This window comes from Paraburkholderia sp. RL17-380-BIE-A (assembly GCF_046028085.1).
Lineage (GTDB): Bacteria > Pseudomonadota > Gammaproteobacteria > Burkholderiales > Burkholderiaceae > Paraburkholderia.
The window spans coordinates 138,240-160,459 of sequence record NZ_JARESQ010000017.1; the positions used below are offsets into that span (position 1 = coordinate 138,240).

The following is a 22,220-nucleotide window of genomic DNA, read 5'->3' on the forward strand; positions in this document are numbered from 1 at the left end:
CAAAATCAAACTGTCATTAATCGAAGAAGCTCTTCACCCGGTCGAACCAGCTCTTGCTTTGCGGGCTATGCCGCGAACCGCCCTCGACCAGCGCCTTTTCGAACTGCTTGAGCAAATCGCGCTGCGGCTCGGTCAGCTTGACCGGCGTTTCGACTTGCACGTGCACGTACAGATCGCCGGCAATGCTCGAACGCAGCCCCTTGATGCCCTTGCCACGCAGACGGAACGTCTTGCCCGATTGCGTGCCTTCCGGCACCGTGAAGCTGGCGCGGCCCGCAAGGGTCGGCACTTCGATCTCGCCGCCGAGCGCCGCAGTGGTGAACGGAATCGGCATCTGGCAATGCAGATCGTCGCCGTCGCGCTCGAACACCGAGTGCTGCTTGATATGAATTTCGACGTACAGATCGCCCGACGGGCCACCGTTGATGCCCGGCTCGCCATTGCCGGCGGAACGGATACGCATGCCGTCGTCGATACCTGCCGGGATCTTCACTTCCAGCGTCTTGGTTTCCTTCACCTTACCCGCGCCGTGGCAGTGGCCGCACGGGTCGGGAATGTAGGTGCCGGTGCCGTGGCACTTCGGGCAGGTTTGCTGAATACTGAAGAAGCCCTGCGACATCCGCACCGAACCCGAACCACTACAGGTCGGGCAGGTTTCCGGCTTGGTGCCGGGCTTGGCACCCGAACCGTGACAGATTTCGCACGAGACCCAGCTCGGCACGCGGATCTGCGTGTCGTAGCCGTGTGCGGCCTGTTCGAGCGTGATTTCCATGCTGTAGCGCAGATCGGCACCGCGGTACACCTGCGGGCCCGCGCGGCCGCCACCGCCACGCGCGGCGCCACCGGCTGCCTGGCCGAAGATGTCGCCGAAAATATCGCCGAATGCGTCGGCAAAACCGCCAAAGCCTTGCGCTCCGGCACCGCCCATGTTCGGATCGACGCCCGCGTGGCCGTACTGGTCGTACGCGGCACGCTTTTGCGAGTCCGACAGCATTTCATAGGCTTCCTTCACCTCTTTGAAATGCCCTTCCGCATCCTTGTTGCCCGGATTGCGGTCGGGGTGGTGCTTCATCGCGAGCTTGCGATAAGCCTTCTTGATTTCGTCGTCGCTCGCGTTCTTTGCGACGCCCAGAACCTCGTAGTAATCCCGTTTCGCCATATCGGTTCAACGCCACTCGCGCAATGCGACGCGGTGGCTCCTCTTGAATGCTGGAGTCTAACGACTCGTCCGGCCGCTGTTTCACGCCCTTTCAACATGGCCTGAAAACAACGCCCTCCATAAAACAAATGTGCCCGGAGAGCCCCAAAAGGCTCGCCAGGCGCGATAACCGCTTTCGCACGTTCATGTCGCCCGGTTGGACGCAATCCCTTGTGCAGCCGGGCCGCACACATTGCTGTGTGCGGCTTTACGGTCGAAATGCGACCTGGCTTTAGTCTTTCTTGACTTCCTTGAACTCGGCGTCGACCACGTCGTCCTGCTGCTGGCTCGCGCCACCCGCCGATGCACCTGCGCCGCCCGCACCCGCCGCGCCTGCTGCCGCGGCTTCCGCGCCTTGCGCAGCCTGCATGTCGGCGTACATCTTCTCGCCCATTTTCTGCGAGGCGGTGGCCACCACTTCGATCTTGGCTTCGATCGCGGCCTTGTCGCTCGAACCGCTCTTCAGCGTTTCTTCGAGGTCCTTGAGCGCGGCTTCGATCTTTTCCTTCTCGGAAGCTTCGAGCTTGTCGCCGTATTCGGTGAGCGCCTTCTTCGTGCTGTGGACCAGCGCGTCGCCCTGGTTGCGGGCGTCGGCCAGCTCACGCAGCTTGTGATCTTCTTCCGCGTTCGCTTCGGCGTCCTTCACCATCTTCTCGATTTCGGCTTCGGACAGACCCGAGTTCGCCTTGATCGTGATGCGGTTTTCCTTGCCGGTCGCCTTGTCTTTCGCGCCGACGTGCAGAATGCCGTTCGCGTCGATGTCGAAGCTCACTTCGATCTGCGGCGTGCCGCGCGGTGCCGGCGGAATGCCTTCGAGGTTGAACTCGCCCAGCAGCTTGTTGCCGGCTGCCATTTCGCGTTCGCCCTGATACACCTTGATCGTCACGGCGCCCTGATTGTCATCAGCCGTCGAGTAGACCTGTGCGTGCTTGGTCGGGATCGTGGTGTTCTTGTTGATCATCTTTGTCATCACGCCGCCGAGCGTTTCGATGCCGAGCGACAGCGGGGTCACGTCGAGCAGCAGAACGTCCTTGCGGTCACCCGACAGAACCTGGCCTTGAATCGCGGCGCCAACGGCCACGGCTTCGTCCGGGTTCACGTCACGGCGCGGGTCCTTGCCGAAGAATTCCTTAACCTTTTCCTGCACCTTCGGCATACGGGTCATACCGCCGACCAGAATCACGTCGTCGATTTCGCCGACCTTCACGCCTGCGTCCTTGATGGCCACGCGGCACGGTTCAATGGTGCGTTCGATCAGCTCTTCAACCAGCGCTTCCAGCTTCGCACGCGTAATTTTCAGGTTCAAATGCTTCGGACCCGATGCGTCGGCTGTGATGTACGGCAGGTTGATTTCGGTTTGCTGGCTCGACGACAGCTCGATCTTGGCCTTTTCAGCCGATTCCTTCAGGCGCTGCAGCGCGAGCACGTCTTTCGACAGATCGACGCCCTGTTCCTTCTTGAACTCGCCGATGATGTAGTCGATGATGCGTTGGTCGAAGTCTTCACCGCCCAGGAACGTATCGCCGTTCGTGGACAGCACTTCGAACTGCATTTCACCGTCAACGTCGGCGATTTCGATGATCGACACGTCGAACGTGCCGCCGCCCAGGTCATACACCGCGATCTTGCGGTCGCCCTTTTCGGCCTTGTCCAGACCGAATGCCAGAGCGGCTGCGGTCGGTTCGTTGATGATCCGCTTCACTTCCAGACCGGCGATGCGGCCTGCGTCTTTGGTGGCCTGACGCTGGCTGTCGTTGAAGTACGCGGGAACCGTGATCACGGCTTCCGTGACCGGCTCGCCGAGGTAGTCTTCAGCGGTCTTCTTCATCTTGCGCAGCACTTCAGCCGAAATTTGCGGCGGAGCGAGCTTCTGATCGCGCACTTCGACCCATGCGTCGCCGTTGTCGGCTTTCATGATCTTGTACGGCATCAGGCCGATGTCTTTCTGCACTTCTTTTTCTTCGAAGCGGCGGCCGATCAGGCGCTTGACCGCGTACAGCGTGTTCTTCGGGTTCGTGACCGACTGACGCTTCGCAGGCGCGCCGACGAGAATCTCGCCGTCTTCCATGTAAGCGATGATCGACGGCGTGGTGCGCGCGCCTTCCGAATTCTCGATCACCTTGACCGAATTGCCTTCCATGATCGCCACGCACGAGTTGGTCGTGCCGAGGTCGATGCCGATGATTTTGCCCATTTTTACTAATCTCCTGACTTTGATCGCTGCGGGAAGCGCCTTGTTTGCCCTGCTGGCGGTAAGGCGATCCGCTCTCAATTCCTACCTGCACTCAACATAAGTGCGTCCGCATCGTTTTCAAGACCTCTTTTACGATGCGGTCTTTAATTTTTTTCAATCGGGCGAACTTTCGCCCGAAATTGTTCCATCGGCTTGCGGGCCGGCGGTTTTTGCAGCATCAGCCACCCGGATTTTTTCCCGTGCGGCCGCAACCGCGGCCCGGAACTGCCCGAGGCCATGCCAGCCGGTTGCCCGGCCGAGCCGCTTGCCGCGGTAAAAAAAGAACCATGTGGGCACGCCGTGCAGCGTGAAGCGCCGCCCCAGTTCGCGATGCTCGTAAACGTTGCTGTGAAACCATTTGAGACCGAGAGCGCGAATCGCGTCCGGCTGCGCCAGCATGGCCTTCTTGGCAATCTCGCAGTTAAAGCAGTCGAGACCCCAGAAAAACACCACGGCCAGTTCATCGCCCGCTCCGGCGAGCCCGGCGTCGAATGACTCCGCGCTGAGCGCCTGCATCTCGAAGGCCGCGAACGCGGTGGCGTCGACGGGAATATTGGCCATGGCGACGCCTGCCAGACTAAACGGCTTCTGAACGCCTCGTCGCGCTTACTTCGGGGCCGCGACGGTCACGAGTGCCGGTCGCAGCACGCGATCGGCGATTACGAAGCCCTTTTGCAGCACGGCCACCACGGTGTTCGGCTCCTGGTCGGCCGGAACCATGGAAATGGCCTGATGGCGATGCGGGTCGAACTTCTCGCCAACCGGATTCAGGGCGACGACGCGTCCCTTTTCCAGCGCGCCAGTGAGCTGGCGCAGCGTGAGTTCGACGCCTTCGCGCACTTTCGGAAGATCGTCGGTCGAATGGGCGACAGCTGCTTCGAGGCTGTCGATCACCGGCAGCAGATGCTCGGCAAAAGTCTCGATCGCAAACTTGTGAGCCTTGGCGACGTCTTCCTGAGCGCGGCGGCGCACGTTTTCAGTCTCAGCCTTGGCCCGCAGGAAGCTTTCCTGCAACTCGGCGATCTTTGCCTGAGCCTCGGCCAGTGCCGCTTGCTCGGCGCTTGCCGGCGAGTCGGTCGCCGCGTTCGCAGCGGCTTCCTGCTGAGGTGCCGCGGCCTCGGCGGCCTGGCGCGCGGTTTCGTCGGCGGGCTTGGAATTCTGGCTCGTCGGGTTCTCTTGCGTGTTTTCCATGTCGCTGAAAGTCGTTAAAAAGTGAAAGCGAGGTAAAAGCCGAGGGCGGCGGCAGCGCATTAAGCCTGGTGCGGTTTGTGCGTTGCAAAATCGCGACAGACAACTTCGCGAGTCACCGCAAATCAACACGGCAGATGAGGCCGGAAAGAACCATTTCAAGCGGTTCTCCCGGATCTTTTCGCACCACGGCCGGGCAGCGGAAATGCCTGGTTACAACCATTAATGCGACGCAATCAGATTGAGATTGAGTGCGGGCGGCAAGTGGCCTATGCTCCAACAAAGCATCGGAAAAGACGCGTTAACCCTAATCTGACGTAATCCTTTCCGATATCTTGCAATTTCACCCGATTCGCCCGTCTTTATCCTGAACCTTCCCGAGGGGAGTACCGTGAAACTGACCTTTGCAATCTCGGTGGTCGCATTGGTTCTGATTGCGGGCACCACGACCATCTGCATGTCCGGGGCTGTCAACGATCACACTACCGAATATGGTGGCGTGCACGCGACCATGGAACAACTGTTCAATCCCCACCTGAAAGTTTGTCGATAGTGCGCCGGTCGCGCTTGGTCGGTCGGCCGTGTAATGCGGCCGCCGGCTCGCGATACGTCTTGCGCCGCTCCTGTTCGACCTGCCGCTTCAACTTACTCTCTTCGGTTTCCGCATAAAGCGTTTGCGCGACACTCGCCGGGCCGCGCACGTCGCACACGCCCAGCACCTCCACTTGCCACACGATCCGTTCGATCTCGATCTCGACCAGGTCACCGACCCGCACGTCTTTGGCCGGCTTGACGCTGGCGCCGTCAATGCGCACATGTCCTTTTTCGACGGCCGCCGCCGCGAGCGAACGCGTCTTGAAGAAGCGCGCCGCCCACAGCCATTTGTCGATGCGCAACTTGGCGCCGGCTTCGGTTGAAATCCTGTAATTCATGAGCCTGCTCAAGCTCCTGTCGTGTGCGGCACCGGTAGCGCCTGCACCGGCCAGCCCTGCAAATTCTGCGCAACGATTTCGCCCAACGCGGCAATCCACGCCTGCGAGGCGTTCAGGCAGGGAATCCGATGGAAATCCTGGCCGCCCGCGTGCAGGAATTCGTCGCGCACCTCCATGCCGATTTCCTCGATGGTTTCAAGGCAGTCGGCCGTAAAGCCCGGACAGAACAGATCAGCACGCCGCACGCCCGCCGAGCCCAGCTCCTTGAGCGTGGGTGCGGTGTACGGCTGCAGCCACTCGGCCTTGCCGAAGCGCGACTGGAACGTGATGCGGCATTCCACCGGCGTCAGTTCGAGTGCCTGCATCAGCAGCGCGCCGGTTTGCTGGCATTGCTCGTGGTATGGGTCGCCGAGATCCAGCGTGCGCTTGGGCACGCCGTGAAAGCTCAGCACCAGCTTGTCACCAGAGGCGAAATCCGGCCGGCCGTGCTGATGCCAATAGTGATGTACCTGCGCGGCGAGCGCCGCAATGTAGGCCGGATGATCGGCGTACTGGCGCACCGTGCGGATTTCCGGCTGATTGCGCATGCGCTTGAGCGCCGAAAAGGCGTCGTCGAACGCGGTGGCCGTGGTGGACGACGAATACTGCGGATACATGGGCATCAGCAGCACGCGTTCGGCGCCCGCCAGCTTGAGCTGGTTCAGCATGGCCGGAATGCCCGGCGTGCCGTAACGCATCGCGTAGTCGACGAGCACCGTGTAGTCGTTCAGTTGCAGCAGATGACGCAAGGCTTCCGTCTGCTTCTCGGTGTACACGCGCAGCGGCGAGCCTTCGGGCATCCACACTGTGGCGTATTTCTTGGCGGAGGCGCGGCCGCGGAACGGCAAAATCAACAGGCGCAAGATGATCTGCCAGAGCAGCGCCGGAATTTCGACCACCCGCGGATCGGAAAGAAACTGCGCGAGATAGCGGCGAACCGCACGCGGCGTCGGCGCGTCGGGCGTGCCGAGATTGATCAGGAGCACGGCGACGCGGTGTGATGTGGCGTTCTGTGAAGGCCGCTCGAGGTCGAAGCGCATAGGCAGCAGAAGTAACCGGTTAGGCGGAGTGGCGGTTCAAGTGGGAACCATTATAGCGGCGAGCTTCATGCACCGGTCCGCCGGACACCCCTGGCCATTCGGCCAATTGGCAAGCCGCGCGCCGTGACGCATTATTTGCGGCAGGAACCGGCGCGGCGAGGAGTCGAAAAGAAAGCTATTTACTGTTGGCTGAGCGTGAGGGAAAGCAGGCGCGCGGTAATGTCCACAATCGGAATCACGCGGTTGTAGGCCATGCGGGTCGGTCCGATCACGCCCAAGGTGCCGACAATCTTGCCGTTCACCTCGTAAGGCGCGGTGACCACGCTCATTTCCTCGATCGGCACGAGATTCGACTCGCCGCCAATGAAAATCTGCACGCCCGCCGCGTGACTCGACACGTCGAGCAATTGAAGGAGACTGGTCTTTTGGTCGAACACATCGAACAGCTTGCGCAAGCGCGCCATATCCGACGAGAGGTCGGCCACTTCGAGCAGGTTACGCTCGCCGGAAATCAGCACGGTCTCGCCCGTGTCGGCTTCGTCGGTGCTGGCCGTGACGGCGGCGTGCATCAGCGTGGTCATGTCGCCGCGCAGTTCGTCGATTTCTTCGCGCAGGCGGCGGCGCACGTCGTCGAACGAGAGGCCCGCGAAGTGCGCGTTGATGTAGTTGGAGGCTTCGACCAGTTGCGACGGCGAGAAATCGCGCTGGGTCGCCATGATGCGGTTCTGCACATCGCCTTCCGGCGTGACGATGATCAGCAGAATGCGTTTGTCGGACAAACGCATGAACTCGATCTGCTTGAACACGTGGCTGCGCCGCGGCGTGAGCACCACGCCGGCGAACTGCGACAGGTTGGACAGCACACTCGCCGCGGCAGCAACGACTTTCTGCGGCTCGCCTGCCTTCAGCGTGGTCTTGACGGTACGCATCACGGCTTCTTCGTCCGCGGCGGACTCCACCGTCAACATGGTGTCCACGAACAGGCGGTAGCCGCGCGGCGTGGGAATGCGGCCCGCGGAAGTGTGCGGGCTGATCACGAGCCCCAAGTCCTCGAGGTCGGACATGACGTTGCGGATGGTGGCGGGGCTCAGTTCGAGGCCCGAATAGCGCGACAACGTGCGCGAGCCGACCGGCTGACCTTCGGCGATGTAGCGCTCGATCAGCGTTTTGAGGAGGGTTTGTGCGCGAGGATCTAGCATGACGGAAAATTTTAGCTCAATGGCACGACTACCGCGAGCGCTAGGGGCGCCCATCCCTGACGAACGCGCCACCGCTTGCCGCTGCGGCACGTTGCCTTCGGTCCGGCACATCATTGGCCGGCGTTCAGTCCGGCGCGTTGCGGAGCACCTTGCGGGCCGCCTTCCGGGCGGCCCGGCTGGCGGCACCCCGCCGCACTTTAGCCGGCGCGCATGTCATCAAGGCTTCACCATTCTAACGATAATCGCGAGAGGCGCTGGCGGCCCGCGCGCGCCGGCCCGTCACCGGGTCTGTCTACGGTTCTTTTCAGGCCCTACCTATGGTGTAATGCCGGCATGCAAGTGACCAGCCAGTTCAAGACCGTCGCGCTCGTCGGGCGCAACAATACGCCGGGTATCGCCGAGCCGTTGACCGCGCTCGCCTTGTGCATCGCGAAGCGCGGCTTCGAGGTCGTGTTCGAAGCCGACACCGCCGCCGAGATCGGCGTCACCGACTACCCGGCGCTGCGTCCCGCCGAGATCGGCGCGCGCGCCGACGTGGCCGTGGTGCTGGGCGGCGACGGCACGATGCTCGGTATCGGCCGACAGCTCGCGCCGTATCGCACGCCCTTGATCGGCATCAACCATGGGCGGCTCGGCTTCATTACCGACATTCCGATCTCCGACATGCGCGAGATCGTGCCGCAAATGCTGTCCGGCAATTTCGAGCGCGAAGAACGGGTGCTGCTCGAAGCGCGCATCATGCGCGACGGCAACCCGATCTATCACGCACTGGCCTTCAACGACGTAGTGGTCAACCGCAGCGGCTTCTCGGGCATGGCGGAACTGCATGTCTCGGTGGACGGCCGCTTCATGTACAACCAGCGCTCGGACGGCCTGATCGTGGCCACGCCCACCGGCTCGACCGCTTACGCGCTGTCGTCGCAAGGGCCGATTCTGCATCCGCAGTTGCAGGGCATCGTGCTGGTGCCGATCGCGCCGCACGCGCTGTCGAACCGTCCGATCGTGCTGCCGGACGATTCCAAGGTGAGCATCCAGATCGTCTCGGGCCGCGAAGTGAACGTCAATTTCGACATGCAGTCGTTCACCTCGCTCGAACTGAGCGACACGATCGAAGTGCGCCGCTCGCGTCATACGGTGCCGATGCTGCATCCGGTCGGCTACAGCTACTTCGCCACGCTGCGCAAGAAGCTGCACTGGAACGAATACCCGTCGCACGAAGAAGACCCCAAGCCCTGAGCGGCAAGGACACCCGGAACGCGAACGCCGCCGCTGCCGAACCCTGACTACCCAGCTCACCAGACGACCTCCATGCTTCGCCACCTCTCGATACGCGACTTCGTCATCGTCGCCGCGCTCGATCTCGAATTCGACAGCGGCTTCACTGTTTTCTCCGGCGAAACCGGCGCCGGCAAGTCGATCCTGATCGACGCGCTGGCGCTCGCGCTCGGCGCCCGTGCCGATGCGAACGTCGTGCGCACGGGCGAAAGCCGCGCGGACATCACCGCGGAGTTCGAAACGCATGCGCAGGTCGAGCACTGGCTCGACGAGCAGGCGCTCGGCACAATCGGCGCCGACGGCCATCACGGCAGCACCGTCATGCTGCGGCGCGTGGTGGATGCCAACGGCCGCTCGCGCGCCTTCATCAACGGCACGGCGGCGACGCTCGCGCAGTTGCGCGAGGTCGGCGAAATGCTGGTGGATATTCATGGCCAGCACGCGCACCAGTTGCTGATGCGCCCCGACGCGCAACGCGAACTGTTCGACACCCACGCCGGCCTGTCCGACACGGCGGCCATCGTCACGCGGGCATGGCGCACATGGCGCGAGAAGGTTCAGGCGGTCGAGCATGCGCAAACACGTGACCGTGAACTGCAACTGGAACGCGAGCGCCTCGCCTGGCAACTCACCGAACTGGACAAGCTCGCGCCGCAGCCGGGCGAGTGGGAAGAGGTCAATGCCGAGCATCGGCGGCTGTCGCATTCGGCCAATCTGATCGACGGCGTGCAAGGCGCGCTCGGCGCGCTTTCCGAATCGGACGAGGCCATGATCACGCATCTGTCCTCAATCGTGTCGAAGGTGCGCGATCTGGCGGAGATCGATCCGGCTTTGAACGACGTGCTGGCCGCGCTGGAGCCGGCCGAAATCCAGTTGCAGGAAGCGGCGTATTCGCTGAGCCATTACGCGCAAAAGCTCGAACTCGACCCGGACCGGCTCGCGCAGGTCGAAAAGCGTCTGGATGCATTGCATTCGGCCGCGCGAAAATTCCGTCTGCAGCCGGAAACGCTGCCTGAAGAACACGAGGCGCGTCGCGCGCAATTGGCCGCGCTCGACGCCGCCGCGGACCTCGACAGCCTGCACGCCGCCGAGGCCAAAGCCAAAGAAGCCTTCCTGACCGAGGCAAAGAAACTGTCGAAGGCGCGTGCCAAGGCCGGCAAGGCGCTGGGCGCGGCGGTCACCACGGGCATGCAGGAACTGTCGATGAAAGGCGGCAGCTTCGAAGTCGCGCTGGTGCCGCTGCCCGAAGGTGGCGCGCATGGGCTCGAACAGGTCGAGTTCCGGGTCGCCGGTCATGCGGGCGTGCCGCTGCGGCCGCTCGCGAAGGTCGCCTCGGGCGGCGAGCTGGCGCGTATCAGCCTCGCGTTAGCGGTAATCGCCAGCGCCGCCAGCCCGACGCCCACGCTCATTTTCGACGAAGTGGATACCGGCATCGGCGGCGGCGTCGCCGAAGTAGTCGGGCGGCTTCTGCATCAGCTCGGCCAGCAGCGCCAGGTGCTGTGCGTCACGCATTTGCCGCAAGTCGCCGCGCGCGGCGACCACCATTTCCAGGTGGCCAAAGCGGGCAATGGCAAAGGCGGCACGGTCAGCAGCGTGACTTCGCTCGACAAGGCGAACCGCATCGAAGAAGTGGCACGGATGCTCGGCGGCCTGGAGATCACCCCGACCACCCGCAAGCACGCGAAGGAAATGCTGGCAGCCTAATTGCTGATCAGCCGGGGGGCATCCCCCCGTCGCCGCGAGCCGATCAATCCGCGCGCCCTCACCCGAACACGCGCTTCCACAACCCAAGCACGGCTTCCCGCGCGTTGGCCACCAGCGCGGGCTCGACGCGCGCCTTTTCCATGCCGTCCAGCCGCAGCTTATGTTGCAATTTGCGGTAAGTGCGATAGGCCGCGCCGACCGTCTCGGCTTCCGCCTCGCTCATCAGGCCGAAGCGCGACACTTCCCGCAGCAGCGCAATGTTGCCGGTATTGCGGATCAGCTCGGGGTCGCTCGCCGCGTGCAGCAACACCCAGTACTGCACGGTGAATTCGATATCCACCATCCCGCCGCGATCGTGCTTCAGATCGAACAGCGCCGTATGGTTCGGATGCCCCGCCCCGACGCGCTCGCGCATCTCGACGATCTCCTTCGCGAGCGGTGCCGCTTCGCGCGGCGTGGTCAGCACCTGTTCGCGGATGGCCTCGAATTTCGCGCCGATCTCGGCGTCGCCCGCGCAGTAACGGGCGCGGCTCAATGCCTGGTGTTCCCATACCCACGCCGTATTGGCCGCGTCGCCCTCGCGCAACTGGTAGCGGCGGAACGCATCCAGATCGGTGACGAGCAGGCCCGACTCGCCGTTCGGCCGCAACCGCAAGTCGACGTCGAACAGCGTACCCGCGCCGGTCGCGGTCGTGAGCCAGGTGATGAGGCGCCGGGTGTAGGTGGAGTAGACCTCGGCTGCGGCGTCGTCGGTGTCGTCGTAGAGAAAGATCACGTCCAGGTCGGATGCGTAGCCCAGCTCCTTGCCGCCCAGCTTGCCGTACGCGATCACCGCGAAACGCGGCACTTCGCGATGGCGCTTCGGCAACTGCTTCCAGACCGCTTCGAGCGTGACGTCGAGCACGGTGTCGGCGAGTTCGGACAGCCGGTCGCTTACATGCTCGACACTCAGCTTGCCGGCCAGATCGATCAGCAGAATGCGGAACACCTCGGCCTGGTGCGCGTGGCGCAGCAGATCCATCTGCTGTTCCACGCCGTCGGCGGCGGCCAGACGCAGGCGCAAGGTGCGCTTGAATTCGGGCCAGTCGAACGGACTATCCATCGCTTCGTCGTCGAGCAACTCGTCGAGCAATTGCGGATGGCGGATCAGATAACCGGCCGCCCAACGCGATCCGCCGAGCACCGACAGCACGCGGTGCAGTGCCTGCGGATATTCGGTCAGCAGCGCCAGATACGCGCCGCGCCGGCTGACCGCTTCCAGCAGGTCGAAGAAGCGCGCCACCGTATCGCCGCGCCGCGCGGCAGGCTCCAGCGTGCGCGCGGCTTCGAGCGCGCGTTGCGCGACGATGTCGAAGCGTTGCCGGCTGCGCTCGGCCAGCCCCGCGTAACGCGACGACTGCCATACCGCGCGCAGCCGCGCGAGCAGTTCGCCCGGCTCGGCCACGCCGAGTTCGATCAGGCGCGCCTGCAGGACTTCGTCGGCGCTGTCGTCGGCGAGTGCGCTGCTCCAGACCCATGCGGCAGCGCCGTCTTCGGGTGCACCGCAGCCGTCGCGACCGTTCACCTTGTCGGCGAAAATCTGATCGAACTGCTGTTCGACGAACTCGCGATGCTCATCGAGCTTCGCCATCAGCGCGGCGTAATCGTCGCAGCCCATGGCGCGGGCGAGCGCCGCGCGTTCCTCTGGCGCGACCGGCATGGCATGGGTTTGCGCGTCGTTGCGGTATTGCAGACGGTGTTCAAGTTCGCGGAGGAAACGATAAGCCTGCGAGAGCTTCACGCAGACCGACGTATCGATCAGCCCGTGCGTCGCCGCATGACGCAGCACGGCGAGGGTCGGCCGCACGCGAAATCCCGCGTCCTGACCGCCACGGATCAACTGGAATACCTGCGCGCTGAATTCGATTTCGCGGATGCCGCCGCGCCCGAGCTTGATGTCGTCGGCCTTGTCGGGCCGCATGGACGCGCGACGCTGCGCCTCCTGGCGAATCTGCAGATGCAACGCGCGAATCGCGCTGATCACGCCGAAATCGAGATAGCGGCGGTAGACAAACGGCGTGACGATCGCGTCGAGCTGTTTCTGTAGCCGCTGCGCCGCGTCGCTCGTGCCTTCGGACACGAGACGGCCCTTGATCCACGCGTAGCGCTCCCACTCGCGGCCCTGCACGTAGAAATACTCTTCGAGCATGCCGAGGCTGCATACAAGCGGCCCCGAATCGCCGTTCGGCCGCAGCCGCATATCGACCCGGAACACGTAGCCGTCGGCGGTGACTTCGGCGAGGGCGCCGATCAGGCGTTTGCCGAGGCGTGTGAAAAAGTCCTGGGTGGCGATCGGAGAACGCTGCCCGCCCGCGGTCTCGCCGTCCTCTTCATAAATGAAGATCAAGTCGATATCCGACGATACGTTCAGTTCGCGGCCACCGAGCTTGCCCATGCCTACCACGCCGAGCGAGAGCCGCTCGCCATGCGGTCCGCGTGGCTCGCCGTACAGCGCTTCGAGTTCGGCGGACAGGACGGCGAGAGCGCGCTGGATCGTCGTCTCGGCCAGATCGGTCATCGTGCCCGTGACTTCGGCGACATCCGCCGCGCCGGCGAGATCACGCTCCATCACGGCGCAAAACACCTCGGTGCGCAACTGGCGCAGCGCCCGTTTGAGTGCATCCTCACTCAATGGCGCACCGGTCGCGCCGGCCGCCTCGGCGCACAACGCGTCGAAACGGGCATCGATACGGTCTCGGGTCAGCGGCAAGGAAGCGAGCGCCGCCACCTGCGCGACGAGTTGCGGGCGGGCCGCCGCGGCGCGCGCCGCGTAGTGTGAATAGCTGGAACTCAGGAGAGTGGCGTCTGTCATCAAGGGTCTGGCTCGCTCGTTGCTTGATCAGCTTGGTTCAATTCGCAGCAGCACACGGCGCGACAGCCTCGCGCAGGTCGCGAGACGGCGCGCAGACAGGGTTTGCAGGAAGTCCGCCCACGCTATTCCGTGTGTTACATTTCGTCGTTAATTCGCAAAACTACCATACGCCCACCCGCCGCAGCATGTCCGAGCGAAACGAATCCGCCGACCCTCACGAAACCGGGCAGGTCCGGCCTGTGAGCGGAAGCGACCACATCGTGCTGCGTCGGACCTTTCACGTGGTCCTCGCGATCGCGCTCGTCCTGTACTTCGTTGCCACGGGTCTGTTTCTCGCATTGCGCTATGTGGTGCTGCCGCGCGCCGACTCGTTCCGCCCGCGCATCGAGGCGATCGTTTCAGAGAAGCTCCATGCACAGTTCACCATCGGCAAGCTCGCGCCATATTGGAGCGGCTTCCAGCCAGGCCTCGACGTCAGCAACCTCGTGATCCGCGATCACGAAGGCAAAACCGCGCTGACGATTCCGCACGCCACCGCCACGCTTTCGTGGAAATCGCTCTGGCAGTTTCATCCGGCGCTCTCCAGCCTGATCGTCGATCAGCCGGACGTGCTGGTGTCGCGCAGCAGCGACGGCGTGCTCTCGGTGGCGGGCGTGCCGGTGCCGACGCGCCACAGCGGCAACGATGTCCTGTCCACCTGGCTGTTGCGTCAACAGGCGATCGTGGTGCGCGGCGGCGTGCTGCGCTGGCGCGATGCGCAGCGTGACGCACCCGAGCTTGCCTTGCGCGATATCCGGATCGCGATTCTCAACGACGGCTACGATCACCGGCTGGCGCTACAGGCGCCCGCCGAAGGGCATGTCCTGCACGGTCCGCTTGATTTCCGCACCCATTTCAGACACGCGCCGCTCTCGGCAATCGGCAAGCCGATCAACTGGACGGGCCAGGTGTACGTCTCGACCGGCCCGGTCGATCTGCCGACGCTCGCGCGTTACGTCAATTCCCCGTTCGAGATGTATGCCGGCCGGATCGACAACGCGATCTGGATCGACTTCGCCGAGGGTCGCATGAAGTCGGCCGGCGGACAGCTCGCCGGCGCCGACGTCGCCATGCGGGTACGTCCGACCCAACCGAAGCTGCTAGTGCCGGTGGCCAACTTTTCGTGGCGCCTCGAGGCCGAACAGGGCGACTACAGGCTGCAACTGAGCCAGCTGCACGCCGAACTCGGCCAGCCGCCGCTCGACGACGGCACGCCGCTCACGCGCATGCTCGCGTTCGACACGCTGAACGGACGCTTCCGGACTGCCTCGCAGCAGCATGGACAACTCGTCAGCGTGAGCGGCGATCGCGTCGACCTAGGCGTCCTCGCCGAATTCAGCCGTGCGTTGCCGCTGCCGGGGCGCCTCCTGAACAATCTGGTGCGCTACAACCCACGCGGTCTGGTGGCCAACTATCTGATCGAAGTCGAGCGCGGCAAGCCAGAGTCCGGCGAAGCGGGCAGCGATCATCGCCCGAGCGGCGCCGAGCCGATCGAGCGTTATCGCTTCAAGGGCGATCTGCAAGGCATCAGCGTCGCCGCGCAGGAACCGCCGCCGGGGCTCACGCCGCTGAATCACCCGCGCGCGGGGATCCCCGGTATCGAGAATCTGTGGGGCAGCGTGGATGCCGACGAAAACCACGGCACCGCCCTGCTCGACACCTCCAACGTCGCCATTACGCTGCCGGGCGTGTTCGACGACCCGCGCCTGAAGCTCGACCGCCTGCACGGCCGCGCCGACTGGACGATTACGCCGAAAGCGCCGGGCGAGAACCGCCCTGCGTTCACCGTGAAGCTGGCCGATTTCGGCGTCTCGAACGCCGACGTCGCAGCCACCGCCAGCGCCGACTACAGCAACCCGGGCCACGGGCGAGGCTCGCTCGATCTGAAAGCCGACTTCCAGCGCGCGAAGGTGACGCGCATCACCCGCTATCTGCCGACCAGCATCAGCGAAAAGCTGCGCATCTATCTGGGCCACGGTTTGCAGGCCGGCATGTCGCACGGCGCGACGATCGAGGTGCACGGCGATCTGACCAAGTTCCCCTATTCGCGCGACCCGAGCGCCGGGCAGTTCCATATCGTGGCGCCGTTCAAGGGCGGCAAGTTCGATCCGACGCCCTACCCGCCGCGCAAGATGAAGAACGGCACGCCGAACGTGTGGCCGGCGCTCGACGGCATCGATGGCGTGTTCGAGCTCAAGCAGAACGTGATGCGCTTCGACATCGACCGGGCGCATTACAAGCAGGTCGCGCTCACCGGCGTCAACGGCCGGATCGACGACCTCGGCACCAAGGCGTCGAGCCTCGTCATCAAAGGCGATGGCCATGGTCCGCTCGCCGACATGCTCGACTATGTAAACGCCAGTTCGCTCGGCATCATGGCGAAGCACGAGACCGAGAAGGTGCGCGCCGAAGGGCCCGCGTCGCTCGCGCTCAAACTGACGGTGCCGCGCACGCCCAAGCCGCATATCGCCGTGGAAGGCGCCGTCGGTTTCCAGAACAACCGCCTGAGCGTCGAGAACGTGCCGCCGCTGTCGCAACTGAAGGGCAAGGTGCATTTCACCGAGCACACGGCGCAAGTGGACCGGCTCTCCGGGCAATTCCTCGGCGGCGATATGCATGCCAATGGCGGTCTGAAGCAGGACGGCACGTATGCGCTCGACCTCGGCGGCCATATCGCCGTCGACGCGGCACGCGGACTCAACCTGCATGGCCCGACCGCGCAGGTACTGACGCGCATGAGCGGCAGCGCGCCGTACGCGCTCAACGTGCGCGGCGCCAAGGGACGTTTGCCCGAAGTGACGGCGAACTCCGATCTGACCGGCCTCGCGCTCGACTTCCCCGCGCCGTTCAACAAGCCCGTCGGCACGCCGATGCCGCTGCGCTTCGCCGTCGGCCCGTCCACTACGTCGGGCGAAACGGGACTGGAGCGCGCCGATCTCACCTTCGGCCCGATCGCCGCCGCCTATCTGCTGCGCTATCAGCCGAAAACGCCGCCCACGGTCGTGCGCGGCGCGGTCGGCGTGAACAGACCCGCCGACCTGCCGTCCGAAGGCGTGATCGCCGCCGTCGACCTGGACGCATTCGACGCGGACGCGTGGCGCGCGCTGGTCACGCAATTACGCAGTAAAGATGCGCCCGCGCCCGCCACCGCGACACCGCCCGCGCCGAATCCGGTTGTCGCGCAATTCCTGCCGAGCCGCTTTGCGGTGCACATCGACACGCTGACGCTGCTCAAGCGTCACTGGGACAGCGTGATCGTGGGCGCGTCGCATGCGGATCGCACATGGCAGGCGAACATCGCCTCGAATCAGGTGTCCGGCCACGTGTCCTGGCTGCCTGGTCCGACCAAAGACTCGCCCGGCACGCTGCAGGCGCGCTTTGCCCGCGTGGTGATTCCGTCGGCCACCGACAAGGATCTGCTCGGCCAGGCAATCTCGGCGCCCGCGCAGAACATGCCGTCCATCGACCTGGTGGTCAACGAATTGATCGTGCGCGACCACAACATTGGCCGTCTCGAAGTCGACGCGCACAACTTCGACGAAGACGGCGTGCCGGTCTGGCAACTGGACAAGCTCGACATCACCAACCCCGCCGCCACGCTGACCGCCACCGCCAACTGGCGGACCTCGACCGAGCTCGGCAGCAGCGCCGACGAAGCCACGCCGCGCCGCACCGTGTTCGATTTCAAGCTGGACATCAAGGACGCCGGCGCGCTGCTGGAACGCTTCGGCCAGCCGCGCACGCTCAAGGCGGGCAGCGGCTCGCTCTCGGGCAAGATGATGTGGCAAGGCGGTCCGACCAGGATCGACTATCCGACCTTCAACGGCAATCTGGCCGTCGATCTGCGCCACGGCCAGATCCTCAAGGTCGATCCGGGCGTCGCCAAGCTGCTGGGCGTGCTCAGCCTGCAAAGTCTCGCGCGCTTCGCCACCCTGAACTTTCGCGACGTGATCGGCGAAGGCCTGCCGTTCGAGCACGTCACCGGCACGGCGCAGATTCACAACGGCATTGGCCGTACCGAGAACTTCGAGATGGTCACCGCCCCGGCGCGCGTCGAGATGAAGGGTTCGGTCGATCTCGCCCAGGAGACCCAGGATCTGCACGTTCAGGTCGTGCCGACGGTCAGCGCCGGCGCCGCCGTGATCGCCGCGACGGTCATCAATCCGCTGCTCGGGCTGGGCGCGCTGGTGGCCGATCTGGCGTTCACCCAGTCGGTCTCGCACGCCTTCGCCCGCGAGTATGCGATCACCGGTTCGTGGTCGAAACCGCACGTCGAGCGGGTGAAGAGCGATCGCGGTAAGATGGACGCTCCGGCTTCGACCGTGGAAGCGCACTGAGCCTGTCTCCGACCCTTTGCCCGGTCAGACAGGCGCCGTACGGCACGATCGGTCCCAGCCAGCCTTGAACGACGTATGCGGCGCAAGCGGTTCGCGCCGCCGCCTTGCCGGGAGTTTTCCGAAACGCTCATGAGCGAAACACACGTCTCTTCAACCGTCTCCAGCGGTTCCCTGGAAAGCGTCTTCCGGGTCGCCGCGCTGCAAATGGTGAGCACCCCGGATCGCGATCGTAATCTCGCCGAAGCCGGGCGCCTGATCGCCGAGGCCGCCGCCGGCGGCGCGCAACTCGTCCTGCTGCCTGAGTACTTCTGCTTCATGGGCTTCAAGGACACGGACAAGCTCGCCGTGCGCGAACCCTATCAGGACGGCCCGATCCAGCGCTTTCTCGCCGACGCCGCGCGCCGCCACCAGGTCTGGGTGATCGGCGGCACGCTGCCGTTGATGTCGCCAGAAGCGTCGCGCGTGCTGAACACCACGCTGGTGTTCGACCCACAAGGCAACGAGGCCGCGCGCTACGACAAGATCCACCTGTTCAACTTCGAAAAGGGCGAGGAATCGTTCGACGAAGCGCGCACCATCTGCCCCGGCGGCGAAGTCCGCAGCTTCGAAGCGCCGTTCGGCCGTGTCGGCCTGTCGGTCTGCTACGATTTGCGCTTTCCGGAGCTGTACCGGCGCATGGGCGACTGCGCGCTGATCGTGGTGCCGTCGGCGTTCACATACACGACCGGCCGCGCGCATTGGGAAATGCTGCTGCGCGCCCGGGCGGTCGAAAACCAGTGTTATGTGCTGGCCGCGGCGCAAGGCGGCAAGCATGAAAATGGCCGCCGTACCTGGGGCCACAGCATGCTGATCGACCCGTGGGGCGAAATCGTCGCGGTGCGCGACGAAGGCGCAGGCGTGGTCGCCGGCAATCTCGAGCGTGCGCGCATCGACGAAGTGCGACAGAGTCTGCCCGCCTGGCGTCATCGCGTACTCAGTTGACTCCCCTGACCACATTGATCAACCCACTCGTGTGACATTGAAAGTGCGGCGCCCTGGACTCATCTGGTGAGTGACAGACGCGCTAACCGAATCCTTCGTATCGAGCAGAACATACTTCGCATGAACATCATCGAACCCGGTATCCGTAATCTCGCCACCGCCAAGGACATTCTCCTGACGCCCTACGGTCTCGACGAAGCCCTGCTCACCCGCACGCTCGCCGAAATCTTCACGCACAAGATCGACTACGCCGACCTGTATTTCCAGTACACGCGCAGCGAAGCGTGGAGTCTCGAAGAAGGCATCGTGAAGTCCGGCAGCTTCAGCATCGACCAGGGCGTCGGCGTGCGCGCCGTGTCGGGCGACCGCACGGCTTTCGCCTATTCGGACGACCTGTCGCCCGAAGCGATCCGCCAGGCGGCGCTCGCCACCCGCTCGATCGCCAAGGCAGGCGGCGGCAAGCAGAAGATCAAGGTGGCCTCGTCGCTGACCGGCATTGCCGGGCGCGATCTGTATCTGCCGGCCGATCCGCTGCATTCGCTCGACGCCACCGCCAAGGTCAAGCTGCTCGAGCGCATCGAAAAGATGGCGCGCGGCCGCGATCCGCGCATCCAGCAGGTCATGGCCGGCCTCGCCGGTGAATACGACGTGGTGCTGGTCGCGCGCAGCGACGGCGGCTTCGCGGCCGACATCCGGCCGCTCGTGCGTGTGTCGGTCACCGTGATCGCCGAGCAGAACGGCCGCCGCGAAATCGGCAGCGGCGGCGGCGGTGGCCGCTTCGACTACGGCTATTTCACCGACGACGTGCTGTCGGGCTACGTCGACGACGCCGTGCATGCGGCGCTGGTCAACCTCGACGCGCGTCCGGCGCCGGCCGGCGCGATGACTGTCGTGCTCGGACCGGGCTGGCCCGGCGTGCTGCTGCACGAAGCGATCGGCCACGGTCTCGAAGGCGACTTCAACCGCAAGGGTTCGTCGGCATTCGCGGGGCGCATCGGCGAACAGGTCGCCGCCAAGGGCGTGACCGTGGTGGACGACGGCACGCTGCCGAACCGCCGCGGCTCGCTCAATATCGACGACGAAGGCAATCCGACCCAGTGCACCACGCTGATCGAAGACGGCATTCTGAAGGGCTACATCCAGGACACGCTGAACGCGCGTCTGATGAAAATGCCGGTTACGGGCAACGCGCGCCGTGAGTCGTACGCGGCGCTGCCCATGCCGCGCATGACCAACACGTACATGCTCAACGGCGACAAGGACCCGCAGGAAATCCTCGCTTCCGTGAAGAACGGGCTGTATGCGGTGAACTTCGGCGGCGGCCAGGTCGACATCACGAACGGCAAGTTCGTGTTCTCGGCGTCCGAGGCGTACATGATCGAAAACGGCAAGGTCACGTACCCGGTGAAGGGCGCGACGCTGATCGGCAGCGGCCCGGAATCGCTCAAATACGTGACCATGATCGGCAACGACATGAAACTCGATTCGGGCGTCGGCGTGTGCGGCAAGGAAGGCCAAAGCGTTCCGGTGGGCGTAGGCCAGCCCACGCTGCGCATCGAGAAGATGACGGTCGGCGGTACTGCCTGATTTCGCAGCAAACGCATACTTCGTGCATGCATTGCGCGAAGTATGCGGATTTCCCGCATTTTTACGCCCCGCGGCTTGCAAGCGCAGCCTGCCCGGGTTATAAAGTCACTCACCCTTTTTGACCTGCGACCTCATTCGTCATGTCCGCCAAGTTTTATTTTTACTTTTTTTGGCATCTCAGACCGCTGGCGGATCGAGAGGGGTGTTAGTGCACGCAGAACACCGAGAATTCCCGAAAAACCGCCAGCCAGCCTGGCGGTTTTTTTTCGCCTCATGTCTTTGAAACTTTATTTTTGACGATTGTCCGCTCTGGCATCGCTGCTTCATCGCAATCCTGACTGCCCGCGCGAACACGCTACGAACCGATTGGAGAACACCATGCCCCCGCACAATACCGACGATGTCCGCATCCGCGAGTTGAAAGAACTCACGCCGCCCGCTCACCTGATCCGCGAATTCGCCTGCGACGAAACGGTGTCCGACGTGATCTACAACTCGCGCACCGCGATGCATCGCATTCTGCACGGCATGGAAGATCGTCTGATCGTCATCATCGGACCGTGTTCGATCCACGATACGAAGGCCGCGATGGAGTACGCGGGGCGGCTGGTCGAGCAGCGCAAGCGCTTTGCCGGGGAACTTGAAATCGTGATGCGCGTGTACTTCGAGAAGCCGCGCACGACGGTGGGCTGGAAGGGTCTCATCAACGACCCGCACATGGACAACAGCTTCAAGATCAACGACGGCCTGCGCACCGCGCGCGAGTTGCTGTTGCGCATCAACGAACTCGGCCTGCCGGCCGGCACCGAATACCTCGACATGATCAGCCCGCAGTACATCGCCGACCTGATCTCGTGGGGTGCGATCGGCGCGCGCACGACGGAATCGCAAGTGCACCGCGAACTGGCATCGGGCTTGTCGTGCCCGGTCGGCTTCAAGAACGGCACGGACGGCAACGTCAAAATCGCCGTCGACGCGATCAAGGCCGCCTCCCAGCCGCACCATTTCCTGTCGGTCACCAAGGGCGGCCACTCGGCGATCGTCTCGACCGCGGGCAATGAGGACTGCCACATCATCCTGCGTGGCGGCAAGACGCCGAACTACGACGCGGACAGCGTGAACGCCGCGTGCGCGGACATCGGCAAGGCCGGTCTCGCCGCGCGTCTGATGATCGACGCGAGCCACGCGAACAGCTCGAAGAAACACGAGAACCAGATTCCGGTGTGCGCGGATATCGGCCGCCAGATTGCTTCGGGTGACGAACGGATTGTCGGCGTGATGGTGGAATCGCACCTGGTGGCGGGCCGCCAGGATCTGCAGGAAGGCTGCGCGCTGACGTACGGCCAGAGCATTACCGACGCGTGCATCGGTTGGGACGAAAGCGTCGCCGTGCTGGAAGGCCTCGCCGACGCAGTGAAGCAACGTCGTGTGGCGCGTGGCAGCGGCAACTGAACCCAAACTGATTGGAGCAGCGGATGCACGGAAAAACCCGGCTCGATGGTGAGCCGGGTTTTTTGTTAGCCGAACGGACGAATGGTGCTCCCTTAACCGCCTCTGTACCTTAACAACCTATGGCCGGGTCGAATGCGACTTGACCGGGATGAAGGTTGCGTATAA

14 protein-coding genes are annotated in these 22,220 nt (G+C 64.0%); 6 read left to right on the forward strand and 8 right to left on the reverse strand.

Annotation, left to right across the window (positions count from 1 at the left end; all coding sequences use genetic code 11):
- Positions 1 to 16: 16 nt before the first annotated feature.
- The 7 genes from dnaJ to hrcA all read right to left on the reverse strand — a co-directional run bounded on the left by dnaJ (position 17) and on the right by hrcA (position 7,829).
- Complete coding sequence (dnaJ, locus tag P0D68_RS26450; RefSeq protein WP_091796668.1) at positions 17 to 1,159, reverse strand: molecular chaperone DnaJ; 1,143 nt, start codon at positions 1,157 to 1,159, stop codon at positions 17 to 19.
- Between the two features lie 271 nt (positions 1,160 to 1,430).
- Positions 1,431 to 3,392, reverse strand: coding sequence for a molecular chaperone DnaK (gene dnaK, locus P0D68_RS26455; protein WP_091796669.1), 1,962 nt, complete (start codon positions 3,390 to 3,392; stop codon positions 1,431 to 1,433).
- Between the two features lie 153 nt (positions 3,393 to 3,545).
- Positions 3,546 to 3,992: a thioredoxin family protein gene (locus P0D68_RS26460; protein ID WP_408301059.1), complete on the reverse strand. Its 447-nt coding sequence runs from the start codon at positions 3,990 to 3,992 to the stop codon at positions 3,546 to 3,548.
- Positions 3,993 to 4,037: 45 nt separating this feature from the next.
- Positions 4,038 to 4,622 carry a nucleotide exchange factor GrpE gene (gene grpE / locus P0D68_RS26465; RefSeq protein ID WP_091796671.1) on the reverse strand — a complete coding sequence of 195 codons (585 nt, stop codon included), beginning with the start codon at positions 4,620 to 4,622 and terminating at the stop codon, positions 4,038 to 4,040.
- Positions 4,623 to 5,143: 521 nt separating this feature from the next.
- The gene (locus tag P0D68_RS26470; protein WP_408186799.1) at positions 5,144 to 5,551 is read right to left on the reverse strand and encodes an RNA-binding S4 domain-containing protein; all 408 of its coding nucleotides are present in this window, start codon (positions 5,549 to 5,551) and stop codon (positions 5,144 to 5,146) included.
- 8 nt (positions 5,552 to 5,559) lie between these two features.
- Positions 5,560 to 6,630: a ferrochelatase gene (hemH, locus tag P0D68_RS26475; RefSeq protein ID WP_408186800.1), complete on the reverse strand. Its 1,071-nt coding sequence runs from the start codon at positions 6,628 to 6,630 to the stop codon at positions 5,560 to 5,562.
- 179 nt (positions 6,631 to 6,809) lie between these two features.
- On the reverse strand, positions 6,810 to 7,829 hold the full coding sequence (gene hrcA, locus P0D68_RS26480; RefSeq protein ID WP_091796674.1) for a heat-inducible transcriptional repressor HrcA: 1,020 nt from the start codon (positions 7,827 to 7,829) through the stop codon (positions 6,810 to 6,812).
- Positions 7,830 to 8,162: 333 nt separating this feature from the next.
- Here hrcA and P0D68_RS26485 point away from each other — a divergent pair, with 333 nt between their 5' ends.
- The gene (locus P0D68_RS26485; RefSeq protein WP_091796675.1) at positions 8,163 to 9,065 is read left to right on the forward strand and encodes an NAD kinase; all 903 of its coding nucleotides are present in this window, start codon (positions 8,163 to 8,165) and stop codon (positions 9,063 to 9,065) included.
- Between the two features lie 72 nt (positions 9,066 to 9,137).
- Positions 9,138 to 10,808 (forward strand): DNA repair protein RecN, encoded by a 1,671-nt coding sequence (gene recN / locus P0D68_RS26490; RefSeq protein WP_408186801.1) that lies wholly within the window; start codon positions 9,138 to 9,140, stop codon positions 10,806 to 10,808.
- 58 nt (positions 10,809 to 10,866) lie between these two features.
- On the opposite strand, the gene glnE is transcribed toward recN, so the two are convergent.
- Complete coding sequence (gene glnE, locus P0D68_RS26495) at positions 10,867 to 13,659, reverse strand: bifunctional [glutamate--ammonia ligase]-adenylyl-L-tyrosine phosphorylase/[glutamate--ammonia-ligase] adenylyltransferase (RefSeq protein ID WP_408301063.1); 2,793 nt, start codon at positions 13,657 to 13,659, stop codon at positions 10,867 to 10,869.
- Between the two features lie 185 nt (positions 13,660 to 13,844).
- Here glnE and P0D68_RS26500 point away from each other — a divergent pair, with 185 nt between their 5' ends.
- From P0D68_RS26500 to aroG, 4 genes are all read left to right on the forward strand, one after another.
- Positions 13,845 to 18,035, forward strand: coding sequence for a YhdP family protein (locus tag P0D68_RS26500; protein ID WP_408301065.1), 4,191 nt, complete (start codon positions 13,845 to 13,847; stop codon positions 18,033 to 18,035).
- Positions 18,036 to 18,164: 129 nt separating this feature from the next.
- On the forward strand, positions 18,165 to 19,016 hold the full coding sequence (locus P0D68_RS26505) for a carbon-nitrogen hydrolase family protein (protein WP_091800802.1): 852 nt from the start codon (positions 18,165 to 18,167) through the stop codon (positions 19,014 to 19,016).
- A gap of 120 nt (positions 19,017 to 19,136) precedes the next feature.
- The gene (gene tldD, locus P0D68_RS26510; protein ID WP_091796678.1) at positions 19,137 to 20,603 is read left to right on the forward strand and encodes a metalloprotease TldD; all 1,467 of its coding nucleotides are present in this window, start codon (positions 19,137 to 19,139) and stop codon (positions 20,601 to 20,603) included.
- A gap of 378 nt (positions 20,604 to 20,981) precedes the next feature.
- Positions 20,982 to 22,055, forward strand: coding sequence for a 3-deoxy-7-phosphoheptulonate synthase AroG (gene aroG, locus P0D68_RS26515; protein WP_408186804.1), 1,074 nt, complete (start codon positions 20,982 to 20,984; stop codon positions 22,053 to 22,055).
- Positions 22,056 to 22,220 lie beyond the last annotated feature (165 nt).

Bases quoted from the DNA above. Each gene is read 5' to 3' on its own strand.
- P0D68_RS26500 (WP_408301065.1), top strand. From the start codon at position 13,845: ATGTCCGAGCGAAACGAATCCGCCGACCCTCACGAAACCGGGCAGGTC.
- P0D68_RS26460 (WP_408301059.1), bottom strand. From the start codon at position 3,992: ATGGCCAATATTCCCGTCGACGCCACCGCGTTCGCGGCCTTCGAGATG.
- dnaJ (WP_091796668.1), bottom strand. From the start codon at position 1,159: ATGGCGAAACGGGATTACTACGAGGTTCTGGGCGTCGCAAAGAACGCG.
- dnaK (WP_091796669.1), bottom strand. From the start codon at position 3,392: ATGGGCAAAATCATCGGCATCGACCTCGGCACGACCAACTCGTGCGTG.
- P0D68_RS26485 (WP_091796675.1), top strand. From the start codon at position 8,163: ATGCAAGTGACCAGCCAGTTCAAGACCGTCGCGCTCGTCGGGCGCAAC.
- aroG (WP_408186804.1), top strand. From the start codon at position 20,982: ATGCCCCCGCACAATACCGACGATGTCCGCATCCGCGAGTTGAAAGAA.
- glnE (WP_408301063.1), bottom strand. From the start codon at position 13,659: ATGACAGACGCCACTCTCCTGAGTTCCAGCTATTCACACTACGCGGCG.
- P0D68_RS26470 (WP_408186799.1), bottom strand. From the start codon at position 5,551: ATGAATTACAGGATTTCAACCGAAGCCGGCGCCAAGTTGCGCATCGAC.
- recN (WP_408186801.1), top strand. From the start codon at position 9,138: ATGCTTCGCCACCTCTCGATACGCGACTTCGTCATCGTCGCCGCGCTC.
- grpE (WP_091796671.1), bottom strand. From the start codon at position 4,622: ATGGAAAACACGCAAGAGAACCCGACGAGCCAGAATTCCAAGCCCGCC.
- hrcA (WP_091796674.1), bottom strand. From the start codon at position 7,829: ATGCTAGATCCTCGCGCACAAACCCTCCTCAAAACGCTGATCGAGCGC.
- tldD (WP_091796678.1), top strand. From the start codon at position 19,137: ATGAACATCATCGAACCCGGTATCCGTAATCTCGCCACCGCCAAGGAC.
- P0D68_RS26505 (WP_091800802.1), top strand. From the start codon at position 18,165: ATGAGCGAAACACACGTCTCTTCAACCGTCTCCAGCGGTTCCCTGGAA.
- hemH (WP_408186800.1), bottom strand. From the start codon at position 6,630: ATGCGCTTCGACCTCGAGCGGCCTTCACAGAACGCCACATCACACCGC.